At 33.1% G+C, this 13,400-nt stretch carries 10 protein-coding genes and 1 tRNA gene; 8 read left to right on the forward strand and 3 right to left on the reverse strand.

Annotated elements, in window-relative coordinates; translation table 11 throughout:
• Positions 1-653 (forward strand): hypothetical protein (locus tag B9N65_RS11080; protein ID WP_180385149.1); only part of this gene is annotated, 653 nt, incomplete at its 5' end.
• Between the two features lie 8 nt (positions 654-661).
• Here B9N65_RS11080 and B9N65_RS10330 read toward each other — a convergent pair.
• Positions 662-1,861 carry a molybdopterin molybdotransferase MoeA gene (locus B9N65_RS10330; protein WP_087583767.1) on the reverse strand — a complete coding sequence of 400 codons (1,200 nt, stop codon included), beginning with the start codon at positions 1,859-1,861 and terminating at the stop codon, positions 662-664.
• Between the two features lie 136 nt (positions 1,862-1,997).
• Between B9N65_RS10330 and yedE the strand changes: the two genes are divergently transcribed.
• The 7 genes from yedE to B9N65_RS10365 all read left to right on the forward strand — a co-directional run bounded on the left by yedE (position 1,998) and on the right by B9N65_RS10365 (position 7,950).
• Positions 1,998-3,056 (forward strand): YedE family putative selenium transporter, encoded by a 1,059-nt coding sequence (yedE, locus tag B9N65_RS10335; protein WP_087583768.1) that lies wholly within the window; start codon positions 1,998-2,000, stop codon positions 3,054-3,056.
• Between the two features lie 115 nt (positions 3,057-3,171).
• Positions 3,172-3,248 (forward strand) — tRNA-Met (locus tag B9N65_RS10340).
• A gap of 256 nt (positions 3,249-3,504) precedes the next feature.
• The gene (locus B9N65_RS11330; protein WP_035170182.1) at positions 3,505-3,729 is read left to right on the forward strand and encodes a hypothetical protein; all 225 of its coding nucleotides are present in this window, start codon (positions 3,505-3,507) and stop codon (positions 3,727-3,729) included.
• Positions 3,730-4,262: 533 nt separating this feature from the next.
• Positions 4,263-4,565, forward strand: coding sequence for a hypothetical protein (locus B9N65_RS10350; RefSeq protein ID WP_035170177.1), 303 nt, complete (start codon positions 4,263-4,265; stop codon positions 4,563-4,565).
• Positions 4,543-5,088: a hypothetical protein gene (locus B9N65_RS10355; protein ID WP_087583769.1), complete on the forward strand. Its 546-nt coding sequence runs from the start codon at positions 4,543-4,545 to the stop codon at positions 5,086-5,088. Before B9N65_RS10350 ends, B9N65_RS10355 begins: the two co-directional genes overlap by 23 nt.
• Before the next feature lie 152 nt (positions 5,089-5,240).
• Positions 5,241-5,603, forward strand: a complete 363-nt coding sequence (locus B9N65_RS10360) for a plasmid mobilization relaxosome protein MobC (RefSeq protein WP_087583770.1) — start codon at positions 5,241-5,243, stop codon at positions 5,601-5,603.
• Positions 5,593-7,950: an aminotransferase gene (locus B9N65_RS10365; RefSeq protein ID WP_087583771.1), complete on the forward strand. Its 2,358-nt coding sequence runs from the start codon at positions 5,593-5,595 to the stop codon at positions 7,948-7,950. The genes B9N65_RS10360 and B9N65_RS10365 overlap by 11 nt, the downstream gene beginning before the upstream one ends.
• Positions 7,951-8,382: 432 nt before the next feature.
• Here the strand turns inward: B9N65_RS10365 and B9N65_RS10370 are convergent, their stop codons facing one another.
• Together B9N65_RS10370 and B9N65_RS10375 are read right to left on the reverse strand one after the other, a co-directional pair.
• Entirely contained in the window at positions 8,383-12,177 is a 3,795-nt protein-coding gene (locus tag B9N65_RS10370; protein ID WP_087583772.1) for a PhoH family protein, read from the reverse strand.
• A 9-nt stretch (positions 12,178-12,186) separates the two neighbouring features.
• Positions 12,187-13,386, reverse strand: coding sequence for an ATP-binding protein (locus tag B9N65_RS10375; RefSeq protein ID WP_087583773.1), 1,200 nt, complete (start codon positions 13,384-13,386; stop codon positions 12,187-12,189).
• Positions 13,387-13,400 lie beyond the last annotated feature (14 nt).

Here is a 13,400-nt window from a genome sequence, read left to right on the forward strand (position 1 = left end):
GCGCACTAAGTGCCAAAAGAGTAAATGACAACCACGCTCTCATGCAAGACCTAGTTCATCACTGCTTAAGCGACAAAGGCTGCGCGCTATCAGTAGCCAAAAAGTCAAATTTACTTACATTTGAAGGGATAAAATACGTTGATAGCAGCGGCAACGAGATAACTCCAAAAGATGTGCAGATCACGCAAAACCCAAGGCTAAGGTTTTTCATGAAGAGTGCTGCATCGCAAAGAGATAACATGCACGTCGCCATATACTCCATAAACGGCACCGAGTACAAAGAGCCAAACGGAGCTGACGAGATCGTGCTAAAAGAGAGCGACGCAAGAGACGTTAGCGACAAGGCACTTTTAAAGCTATTTAATGAAAACTTTAAGACTACCAGCCAAAGAAAATATGAATTTAAAGAGTACTCGCTAAAGTATGGCGCAGATGTTTTTAGACTAAATTTCATAAAGCCAGAGTATAAGAGCAAGCACGGCATAAACGGCTACTACGAAAGACTTACCGAATACGAAAACGACGTTAGAAATTTGATCTTTCTAACGCCAAATCAAACAAAAGATATCACTATAAAAATAGCCAAAGGGCTAGACGCTAAGATAGAAAAAGACGCCGAAATAACCGACGTCGTAGTGCTTCAAGGGCTATAAATTTACCCTTAGCAAGGCATCTTTAAAACTTCTACCACTTCACCTTTTGCGATAAATTCTGTCTCTTTTGGGATGATAAGCAGTGCAGCTTCGTTTGTTAGGTTATTTACGATTGCTGAGCTACCAAGCTTTTTGCCGTTTAAATTTACGAAAATTTTGCCATCTCTGTTTTCTAAATTTACCGCTGTAAATTCCAAAAATGGCGAGCGTTTTTTGTAGTCTTCGTCCATTATCGCTGTGATCTTTGGCTCTTCTTGGCTAAACCAAGTGTTTATAAGCACCCTTACGTAAAGCACGCACATAACCATCGCCGAGTAAGGGAATCCAGGCAGCGCAAAGATATATTTGTCACCTGATTTTGCCACTCTGATGTGGCGGCCTGGTTTTATCGCAGCGCCCTCGATGATAAGACTAAAATTTTCATTTAAAGCGCCCTTTACAAAGTCATAGTCTCCCATGCTGATACCGCCAGTTGTTACCAAGATATCGGCTGATTTTAGCGCATTTATGATCGCTTTTTCGACAAGCTCGGCTTTATCTCTTACGATCTCACAAAGGATCGGCTCCGCGCCCATTTTGCGTATCTGCATAGCGATGCCTACGTGATTTGAGCTGTGAATTTGTGCTGGACTATCAAGCGGTTCGCCAAGGTCTTTTATCTCGCTACCAGTTGCTAGTATCGCCACCCTTGGGCGGATAAAGACGCTTACGTGAAAGACGCCAAGCTCGGCAAGAAGCGCGATCTCAGCGTAAGTTAGACGTGTGCCTTTTTTTATTAAAATTTCGCCTTTTTTGTAGCTCTCACCCACTGCTCGCACAGCAAAGCCCTTTGGCACGCTCTTTTTGATGATTATTTTTGAGCCGCTAACCTCGACATTTTCAACTGGTACAAGAGTGTCGGTACCTTCGCTCATTAGCGAGCCAGTGAAGGTTTTGACGCATTTACTGCCCTCTATAACTAGCCCTTTGTCACTTCCTGCTGGAAGGTCTGTGATGAGCTCAAGCTCGTTTAGGCCATCTTTAAAGGCAAAAGCGTAGCCGTCCATAGCCGAAACTGGCTTTGCTGGGTAGTTCTCAGCAGCTTTCACATCATAAGCGATATTTCTATCAAGCGCGTCCGTGATGGCTACTTTTTCGACCTTCTCCCACGCATTTATCGTATCTTTTAGAATTTTCAGGCTATCTGCATAGCTCATAAAATCTTTCATTATTTGTCCTTTTTATGAAATTTTTGCATATTTTAGCCACTTCTGTTTTACAAAAAATTAATCTTTGTTTTATTTAATGATTATTAAAATGTCGTTTAAGAAACCAGTCTGGTTTTACCCTTACACAGGAATTTACATGAACAAAACACTACTTTACATCATCGCAGGTGCGAGCCTTGGCATACTTGGTCCGGTGCTCGTTCATTTTGGCAACCCAGCAAACATGGGCGTTTGTGCGGCTTGCTTTTTACGAGATAGCATGGGTGCGCTTGGCTTTCACCAGGCCAAAGTCGTGCAGTATCTAAGGCCTGAAATTTTAGGGCTTATCATCGGAGGCTTTTTAGCCAGCATGCTTTGGAGTAGAAATTTCACTCCAGTATCTGGCAGCGCGGCATTTTCTAGGTTTTTCTTAGGCGTGTTTGCGATGATAGGTTGCCTCATATTTTTAGGCTGCCCTTGGAGAGCTTTTTTGCGTCTAGGAGGTGGAGATATGACCGCTATTGCAGGGCTTGTTGGCTTGTTTGCTGGCGTCTTTGTGGGACGAACTTTCAAGAAAAATGGCTACGTTTTACCTGAGAGCGAAACCACTGCAAAGGCGATAGGACTTTTGCCACTGATTATTGCTATTTTGCTTTTACTAGCACTTATCTTTGGTCTAAAACTTGGCGAAAATGGCGTATTATTTAGCTCAGAAAAAGGCCCAGGCTCACAGCATGCAAATTTATTTATCTCGCTTATTTGTGCCATCATCATCGGTGCGTTTATGCAAAGAAGTAAATTTTGCTCAGTTGGAGCTATCAGCAAAATTTTTGAGCGTGACTTCTCGATGTTTTATGGCATAGTCTCTATCGTTCTTTTTGCAAGCATCACAAATTTAGTGCTAAATCAATACAAATTTGGCTTTGAAGGACAACCTATCGCTCACAATGATATGCTTTGGAATTTCTTAGGTATGAGCTTAGCTGGCCTTTGCTTTAGTCTAAGCTACGGCTGCCCTGGCAAACACCTAGTGCAAATGGGAGCTGGAAATTTAAGCTCAGCCGTATTTGTTTTAGGCATGGGCGCAGGAGCTGCTATAAGTCACAACTTTATCTTAGCAAGCTCAGGAGCTGGCATCACACCTTTTGCCCCGTATGCCGTAGTGATCGGCTTTATCTACGCTATTTACGTTGGATTTTTCACTAAAAAAGCTTAACTAAATTTGGCTGCTTTTGCAGTCAAATTTGCTTTTTATCTATAAAATTTGAGTGAGATAAATTTTAGCTAAAAATAAGTTCTTAGGTTGTATAATCCAAAACTCATTTTAAGTTGTCACGGTAGCTCAGCTGGTTAGAGCGCTGGTCTCATAAGCCGGAGGTCGGGAGTTCAAGTCTCCCCCGTGACACCATAAATACCTAAACTACGATGTTTCTACAATATTATATTGCAGTCACCTTTCATTAAATATAGCTTAATGTTTGTAGCAAAATAAAATTTTATGTAGCAAATTTTTAAGCTTGCAGTAATTTTAACACGTTTTTTGTAAAATTTTAAAAAACAAGTAAAATTTTTTAACGAATCATCTACTATGATATAATCTGTCACTCTACTGTGTTAAATTTTTATCATAACTTAAATAAAATGAGTATAGATGCGTAGTAAAAATGGCGTTTATAGCTATTGAATATGGGCTAAAAAATATTTTTGATGATTATGATTCATTCATATTTCCTAACAACAAAACACAAAATAGAGATAGACCACATAAGCATTACGAGATCCTGCGCGTGGTCAAATACTGGCTGCCATTTATAAAGATAAAAGAACCAGAGAGCCTTAGGGTGAAATTTGATAATTTGCTTGGGGAGTATCTAGAATGCAGTTGGTAATTATGTAATCGTTTTCGTTTATTTTTAAAAAATATACATGTTATTAATAAAACATTTTTATCTTTCCGCTTAAAAATAAGGCCATTCATGGTCTATAATTTTAAGATATTTGTTTCTATTCCTAATATATATACTAGCGTTAAGTAATTTATAAGTATTTTTATGCTATAAAGCCAGGAAAACCCTAGTATATCATGCTTCTGAAATAAAAGTCAACAATTATTTACCACTTTAAACGATTTAGCCACCAAAATATCCTATAATACACGCAAATTTAAAAAAATATTTTACTCAAGGAGGTTAAGATGATCAAAAATAGTTAAAAAGTAGAGGCTCTATTTAAGTAATTAAAGGAGAACCTCTACGATAGGTTGTAAGCATTCCTATTGTAATAGTTCTCTACTTTTAAACTACTTAAATAAAAACCTATCAACATCTATCATATCAAAATAAAAGGCACACTATAAGTATGCCTATTTGGTGAGATGGCTATTGCTGTCTTTGTAAAATTTTAAAAGCCATAGGAGGAAAATATGGCAAGCAAAAATATACTTTTAAATGATTTAAAAACCATTAGAAAGAATAAGAAAAAAGAGGAGATTAGACAAGCATGTATTGAGGTCTTGTTTCCAGAAAAAGCAACACTCAAAGAGTGCAAGTTACTAATCGAAAAAAGTTTTAGCGTAAAGCTATCAAATAAGGAGTTTTCCAAATGGAGGAAAGAGTATGAGGCAACAAATGCCAATCAATCCTCTGATGCATGTCATATTCTCGTACCCAAAGAAGATAATAAAGAAGATGAGGAGCTAAGCAATGGCACTAATAACCAAGAGTAGCGATACAGCAGTTGCGGCAAATGCCGTAATTGCTCTACAAGAACATATTGAAATGGGCACTAAGGTTAGTGAAAATATTAGAAATAATATTGAGCTTTTTAATAAAACTGCGGATAGTTTTAATGGAGATTTTAAAGAAAAAATAGAGCTAATAAAGCAAGGAAGTACCGAACTTATAAATGCGACAGAAGAGATTCAAAACAACTTTAAAAATACTCTAAAAGGTGCAGATAAAACTATATCGAAGATCAACTCATATTTTAGCTCTTTGATGAAGAAGATAGTATCTGCATTAATTGCCTTTGTATTTATAGAAGTGATCTTCTTTTTTGGCTACTTGTTTTATGATAGCCATAAGACAAATGAAACCAAATCCGCACTACAAAGCAAGCTAGATAAAGCACTTTATGATGTGTCTAATCTTAAAGGCTTTATCATCCATATCTACAACCAAGATAGTCAAAAAGCTAGCAAAGATTTTACTAAATGGCTAAACAAAAATGGTGACGGCAATGTTCAGTAGTAAGCAAATTTTTCTAATAGCAAGACACATACAATGTATGACACTTCGTTTTCATACCTTGTATAATCTTGCTCTGCCGAGGGCTACAATGCGAGATATAAGAAGCGTTAAAACGCTTCATCTCGCTAGTACATTTTATGAAAGGATATCATATGCCAAAAAATATCAAGGATAAGGTGCTCTCCGCAAGGATCACTTATCAACAATATGATAAGCTATCTAAAATAGCTCTAGAGTTAGATATGTCAAGATCAGAAATCATTTCCTATCTTATAGATAATGGCACTGTAAATTCTGAATCTATAAAAAAGAAAGAGCTAGATTCGGCAATCATTACATATTTTGCTAGACCTTTTAATAACATTAATCAAATAGCAAAGAGACTAAATATAGCTTATAAGACTATTGGTAATATAGCTTTAGAAGTGATACTGCGAGCACAAGAAGATTTGTACAAAATTCAATCAGTCCTAACTGAAATTTTAAGCCTAATAAGGAGTAGCTATGATAGTTAAGATCTCAAAGGGAGAAAAAGGCGTAGCTGATTATCTAAAAACTGACAAGAAAAGAGATTCAAAGCTAACTAGAGATGAAAAAGATGATAGATTGCCACTGGCTGGAAATTTAGATCTTATCGAGATGTCTGAAAAGCACCAGAGCAAGAAAAAGAATAAGAAACATAACTACTATCATATATCCTTGTCATTTACTTCAGAGGAGTGGAACAGACTATATGAAAGTGGCAATATATATGAGCTTATAATGGATTTTTTGAGGATAACTTTCCCAAATCACGACATAGATGAGCTACTTTTTTATGCTGAAGCTCATCTGCCTATAATTAAAGAAGAGCCATATATTCCTCGCCCAGAAGGGGCACTAGAAAATAGAACATTAAACAAGAAACATAAAAATGGTGAACCGCTAAAAAGAGAGCCTCATATTCATCTAATAGTCTCTTTTGAAAATATGAAATTTACTCATAGTGTAAAAACTGGTGGAGTTATATATACAAAAGGTGCAGCCAAGCAACAAGTAAAAGCTGTTATGGCTAAATCGGCAGAGAAATTTAAAAGAGTGGTTAATGACATCTTATCTAACAAGTATGGATTAAATAATATAGAGCCTTTAAGTATGGATGAAGACCAACTAGAAAAACAATATGAAAGCTTTAAAAGTGCAGCACAAAAGGTTAGGAAAGGCAAAGAAAAAGATATGCAAATGAAGATAGAAACAGATGTTGTTATCGAGCCAAAAGCAAATACAAAAGAGCAAAATATAAGTGTTGAAGAGTTGCTAGCTGATGCTAGAAATTCTACAGCTGATTATCTATTAAGAATGATAGAAGAAGATGAGAGTTTCAAAAAAGACTATTATGATAGAGCAAAGAGGCTTAATGCAGTGGATATAAGAGAATTTTTACCTATGATCAATGCAAAATTTAACATTGCTGCAAAAGCTGAAATGGTAAATGACAAATATAAAGTAAGAGTGGATGGGTTTAAGGGAACTTATAATCTAACTGATCTAATGTGCAAGATAGTCTATAATGGCAGAAAAGGAGCGTTATTTCACGTGGTTAATGAACTAGAGCAAATGCTTATAGAGCTTCAAGCCAATAAAAATGAGCCAAAGATAACATTAAGTGTAAGTAGTGACTTTAACACGCCAAATAAGGACCCAAAAACTCAAGTGCTAAATAACTGGGAAACGATACGAATAGAGCCATACAACCTAAAATCAATACTTAAAAACTATTCAGCTATATCAGTGGCAAGTTTCAAAGATAAAAGTGAAGAAGCTAGCAGTATTGATGGCATAACTCCTACACTTATATATGATATAGATAGCCCCAAATTTACTATAAATGATGCTCAAAATTTACTGCAAAGCAAAGGAATAAAGGGCTTTATATATCCAACAAGCTATCAAGCACCAGATGCAAAAGTAGAGAAATTTAAACTCATCATACCCACAACAAAGGCTCCAAGCTTAAATGAATATGATGAATACATAAAAGAGATAACAAGAGAGCTTGGGTTATATAACATAGTAAATAACCAGAGCCTATATCCTAGTAATTTTCACTACACTCCAGTGCCAGGATCTGAGGTTGTAAGCATTAGAGGAAAAACTTTTGATAATACAAGAGCCATTGAAGATGCCAGCTTAAAAACAGATATTAATAATATGGAGATTAAAGCTATATCATCAAATATTTCTATAAAAGAGCTAATAGAATACTTTGACGAGAGCGCTGTGGTTAAAGAATATAAAAATCATCAAATAATTTCTGGCAAGAGTGGCAGATACCTATACCTACCAGAAGAAAACACAGCCTACTCTTTTAGCCTAAATAGACACTATACTCCGTATATCTATATCAGAGATAAATTTGATGAAGCAGCTAGAAAAATAAAAACTAGGTTTTTAAATGATAACGTCATTAAAAAGCTAGGACTTAAACAAAATGAATATGAAGGCCTAGTAAAATGTATCGATGGTCATTTAGATATAAATAGATACTATTTAGCTTTTATAAATAGAACCGAAAACTTTAAAAAATACCTGCCAGATATAGTTAAGATTAACTATAAAGGCTTAATTTATAATATAAAAACATATATGAAAGATTGGCAAGATATGCAAGGCTTTAATAAGTTAAAAGAGTGTTATCAAACAGATAAGATCTCTCTAGCAAATGATCATATATCGTTTGGCTCACTAAAAATAACAAAGCAAGAGCTATATGGTCAAGGACTTGATAGTAACTTTGGAGTAGAGCAAACAAAACAACCATCAAATAGAGCAGAAGCCAAAGAGCAGAATATAAAGTCAGGATATGATAGTTTGGAGAGGTAGGCAAAACAAACATCAGCGAGGTATGAAAGTCTCTTATAAAACTAAACGTATCAGCTAAAAGTCTATATCTTTTTGATTGCTAGCCTTGCGGCAATATATTTCTTCTTTTCTTGTGAATCATACTAGTCTTTAGTCTCTAATCCTTAAATATTTAGGAACATAATACTAATATGCACAAATAAATAAAATTAATCTGATCAGGTAGGTATTAATATCGAAGCCCAAACAACCATAGTAGGATTTGATTCCCAACCCTGACTTCTATATCATCGGCAGTCATATAGGAGTTTGGTATGTCCTTTATCTGTTCAAAGCCTTTTTAGTCCCTCTAATTTCAAATATAACACGATAAAGTCACCTTGTCTGTAATTACTATTTAAACTAGTCGAAGCTTTACTTTGTAAAAACTATATTAATTTATTTTACTGCCAATTAATATCTATAAAATCGCTCATCTTCCATAAAATCAAATTTCTTTTCTCTATTAATACGACTTTTCAAATCATCAATCGTCTCATTAATAAAAGTCCTGTGTTTTAATAAGTTTGCCGTATTCATCATAGACATTAGTTTTTCATAAAATTTGATATCTCTTTGTATTGCGGGCACCCAGCTTCCATAGGCTGTTCTTGAATTTTTCTCAAATTCTAAGCTTTTAAATAACTCGTAATCACTATTTTTTGAAACCATATAGGTGTATAGATGTACCCTAGTATCAATCTCGGCATTTTCAGATTCATCGTTATTAAATTCGCAAAGAAGTCCAGATATAAATATCATCCTTTCTTTATCCAGAAAATATTTATCTATAAATTTCTTAATAATATTTATTGTTTTTTGCGCATCTAATAATGGCGAATGAAATCCCATAAAAAATGATTTTAGAAATTCCCCTTTTCCAAAAACGAATTTCTTATCAGGGATTTTATGTATAGTTTCTATAATTTTTAAAAATATTTCTTCATGGTCTTTTCTATTAAATAGGATGGAAAAATCTGTATGCATATCAACGCTAGAAACACCATTGCCAATAGCGTTTAATATATTAATTATATATCTATGTATAAAATCAGAATCATAGTTTAAAAATTTATTTAAAATTGCAGCATTATAATCAAAATTTATATTATCTTTTAGTCTCATAAAATATGCTGTTTCCATCAGTTTTTTGTCTGTTTTGATATATTCATCTAACATACTAGTAAACCGGTAGAAAAATATCTCAATAGTTATTAAAAATTTGTTATTGCTGATAGCCCTATTGCAAAGTACTTTTAATATTTTTAGTGCAATATCTTTTTTGATATTTTCATACTTTTGCAAATAGTTAAAGTATTGTGGGATATTCGCAATATCGGCACTTTTATACAAATCAAGCAAATTCTTAACATCTGTTTGAGTGATATCGTTTTCGTCTATGGCTGCAAATATCCCAAATTTCCAAAAGTCTTTTGCTTTAAAATTCTGTTTTTCTATAAACTCAAAAGCACCATTTTTGCCCAAAATCTTTATAAGAATACGATGATCCAAATATAATGAAAATGGATCGCCTAGCTTAAAATACTCGACTAAAACCTCTATAAACAGTTGCGAATCATTGCTTGATAAAATTTCAAGCAACATACTAAAGTTGTTTTTAAAACTATATTTATCGCTATCATCAATCACATTATAAATTTCTACACATATATTAAGTAGCTCTAGCCACCTGTCTTTTGTTTTATTATTATTCGAAATTTTTTCTAGTTCATTTTTTATATATGCATCGTTTTGTTCAATATTGTTGCCTTTAAAATTTTTATAAGGACTTGTGCACAACAAATCATCTATACCAAAATAACTATGCTTAAATAGAGTTTGTATACTTTTATCATATATAATGTTATTTTTATCCAAAAAAGATAAAAAATTTCTTACTATTTTACAATGCTTATAAATCTTTGGATTAAAGTATTTTGTAGCCAAGGCTAATATGTATTTTTTGTCTCGTTCTATTATTTTTGTGCTATTTGAAATATTATTTTTTCTAGAGTATATATTTATAAACATTTTCAAGTCTGTTAAAAAATAATTATTTTTAAAAATCTCATCGAGTCTTTCAAATATAGTTTTTCTAAAATTAATCAAAGCTTGTGTTAGAACAAGAGCATAGTTGTATAAACTTAATGTTCTACCATGATATCTAGCATCTTGAAAGTCAGTGCCTAACATCTCGCTGGCAATCCCAATAAAGAGTCTTCTTAGGAGCAAAGTATCGCTATTTTTTGATAGTTCCCAAAGCCTATCCATAACTATCTTTTCTTTTTTGTATCCATATCTATAGCTATTAAGCTCATATCCAAAATCTTTTACCAAAGTATAAATAACTTCATGTATTTTATTTGGCTTTTTATTTAGATACATAACTATTAGATCTATCGCGATCTTTAGATTATTTTCGTCATTACTCCTAGATAGTAAAGAAAGTATATATAGTATAGTATCTGATTTATTATCGCTACTTTTAAAAATATCAATGGTATTTACATCTATATGCTCTTGTTCTAAGTCTTGTATTTCTTCATGTAGTTTTTCTAGTATTTCTGATTCTTTTAGATACCAAAAAATTTCTACAAACTCTATTATTGGATTATCATCATGCCCCACCAACAATGATTTATCTGAATATTCTATCCATAATCTATCTACAGGATCTTTTAGCTCTTTTAAGATTAAATTGATATCAAAAACCGGCACTATTTGATTTAAAACATCTCTTATTTTGCCTGAATGGTTTGGAAAAAAATTTACTATAAAACTACTTATTTTTAGGCTTTTATCCACAAATACAGTCTTATAAAAAAGATAGGATGCTAGTATCTGATCTGATACTTTAATGACACTATTTTCATACATATCAAATATCTCATATCTATGAAGCTTTTCTATTTTATCCCAAATAGCAACAATATCAACCTCAAAGACTTGTTTTATAACTTCCACTTGTTTATCGTTTTGCCTGTCGATCACTCTAAAAAATGCTACTATCGCAACTATTTTTTCAATCTCAATATCACCAAAAATATTTATATCATTATCAGCACTTTTAAAATACTCTTTGTATAAATCATACGTATTATTTACAGCATCAAAAGATCCATTTTGAGCTATTTTACAAGCCATAAAAGCCATTCTTGGATTATTTTGTGAAATCTCTAAAATTTTTTCGTTATGTATAGGATCTATATTTTTAAAATTTCTAGAAATGATTTCACTTACTGAGATATTGTGCATAGATTGTATTTCAATAACTGAGTAACTAATATTGCTTGGAACTTTATCTATAATATCTTTAGCATAGTCTCTAACTGTAGCAACTATTTTAATTTGAGAATTTGTAATTTTTTTGTTAAAAGAGTTAAACAAATATCCAAGTGCTTGATGAATCCTGTTGACATCATCAATAAAAATTAAGAATTTCTCATCTTCAACTTTAAAATACGCCATCAAATCATCGTAAATATTGACACCTCTATTAAAAATGGCCTTAAATTTATACCCATTTTCCTTAGCAAATTTAGGTGCAACCTCTATTGTTAATCTTGTTTTTCCAACTCCGGCTTTTCCTATTATAAACGTTATTTGGTTATCCTTTAAGGCAAATTCTATATCAGCCACTTCTTTATCTCTACAACACAGCACCGTGTTTAGTGGCGTAGCATAGCCGCCGCTTTCATACTCCGCAACAAAATCGCTCTCGTCTAATATCTGCATAGTATCTACGCTGACGCCAAGAAAATCATATGCTATTTTAGAATAGTTTACATACAAGTCATTTGCTAGACTTGAAATTCCTATAAAAAATAATTTATCTTTTGAATTACAATACTTTTGTAAAATTTCTAATTCATTAGGCTTAATATCGCAATTACAAGCTAGAATAACTTTCTTTATTTTAGAGATACTAATACCAGTTTTTGCTTCATCAAAACATTTTTTTAAATCTTTTAAAAATTTAGACAATATATCCGATTTTTGCGTTGTACATTCTACAAAGATATAATTCCCGTCTTCTAGCGCCACAAAACTATCTGGTGTCCCTGAAATAGGTTTATCTTCGCCTATCTTTGTGCCGTTTGAATGAACCATAAAAGAAAACTTTTTGGATAAATATGTGTTTATCAATTTGTGAAATTTTGAAGCATCTATCTGAGATAACTCTTGTTCTATTTGGTTTATTTTACTCATATATAAATCCTAATACAAAAACCCAAACAGCCATAATGGTATCTTATTGCCGACACCAACTTCAATATCATCTGCTGCTATAAATGAATTTGGCATATCTTTTATCTGCTCAAAGCTCTTTTTTGCTCCGCCTATTTCAAAGATAAATTTATTACCAATCATAAAGTCACCACCTTTACCAGAGTAAATTTCAGTGATATTTCCAAGCTGATTGGCAAAAAACGTCTCTCTCACATTGCCCGTATCGGGATTATTTAGATACATTAAATTTGTATTTTCAAGGTAAATTTTGTCTGCCTTATCCATATTTTTTATAGCAAGCTCGTTTTTCATTAAAAGCCTTATAAGTCCAGCACTATCAAGCATAGCAAGATACTCTTTTAGCGTCCTATCATCCCTTATATCAACAAGCGATTTTAGACTTGAGTAGTTTGGCTGGTATGGGACGCTTGTACTTATGGCATGAGTTAAGATCTTTAGTTTTCTTGCTGTGTTGCCGTTTAAATTTGGATATATACTTAAAAGATCGCTATCTATCGTAGCTTCTATGCTTTGTCTTAGGGACTGATAAAAGGCGGTATCATTTGGCATATCGTTATAGTACGGGTAGTAACCCACCTTTAGATACTCTCTAAAAAGCTTAATAGCTGCTAACTCTTTTTGTTTTAAAGTATTAATGATATCAACAGCTATCTCCTGATGGTTTGTAAGTAAATTTACAAGCTCAATAGCTTTTAAATTTATACCATATCTTAGCCCTAGATACTCCCTAAAGCTCATTCCACTCATCTTATATACTATCGCTCTTCTGCTTAGATCATGAGAGCTTTTTAGCACTTCAAGAGCAGATGAACCAGTAGCTACTATATTTAACTCTTTAAAGTTATCATAGGCAAATTTCAATACAGCAGATATATCCTTACTCTTATGAATTTCATCCAGATATAGATGTTTTCCGCCATTTAATACAAATTCTCTTATGATCGAGGTTATATCGTTTGATATCTCTATATCATCTAGGCTTAGGTAAAGACTATCTTTGTTTTTACTAGCTAGCTGAGCTAACGTAGTTGTTTTGCCTATTCCTCTTTGTCCAAGGATAATGATAAGTCTATGAGATAAATCCTTGGAGTCTATAAAATATCTTTTAAATTTATGGTTATTTAACCTTATAAGGTCGTTGCTCTTTAAAAAAAGTTGATCTAACATATTATCCCTTTTAT

It is taken from the genome of Campylobacter concisus (assembly GCF_002165815.1).
GTDB classification, from domain to species: Bacteria; Campylobacterota; Campylobacteria; order Campylobacterales; family Campylobacteraceae; genus Campylobacter_A; species Campylobacter_A concisus_BH.

Coding starts and splice junctions, on each gene's coding strand:
- B9N65_RS10330 (WP_087583767.1), bottom strand. CDS start 1,861: ATGAAAGATTTTATGAGCTATGCAGATAGCCTGAAAATTCTAAAAGAT.
- B9N65_RS10370 (WP_087583772.1), bottom strand. CDS start 12,177: ATGAGTAAAATAAACCAAATAGAACAAGAGTTATCTCAGATAGATGCT.
- B9N65_RS10355 (WP_087583769.1), top strand. CDS start 4,543: ATGGCACTAATAACCAAGAGTAGCGATACAGCAGTTGCGGCAAATGCC.
- B9N65_RS10350 (WP_035170177.1), top strand. CDS start 4,263: ATGGCAAGCAAAAATATACTTTTAAATGATTTAAAAACCATTAGAAAG.
- B9N65_RS10360 (WP_087583770.1), top strand. CDS start 5,241: ATGCCAAAAAATATCAAGGATAAGGTGCTCTCCGCAAGGATCACTTAT.
- B9N65_RS10365 (WP_087583771.1), top strand. CDS start 5,593: ATGATAGTTAAGATCTCAAAGGGAGAAAAAGGCGTAGCTGATTATCTA.
- yedE (WP_087583768.1), top strand. CDS start 1,998: ATGAACAAAACACTACTTTACATCATCGCAGGTGCGAGCCTTGGCATA.
- B9N65_RS10375 (WP_087583773.1), bottom strand. CDS start 13,386: ATGTTAGATCAACTTTTTTTAAAGAGCAACGACCTTATAAGGTTAAAT.
- B9N65_RS11330 (WP_035170182.1), top strand. CDS start 3,505: ATGGCGTTTATAGCTATTGAATATGGGCTAAAAAATATTTTTGATGAT.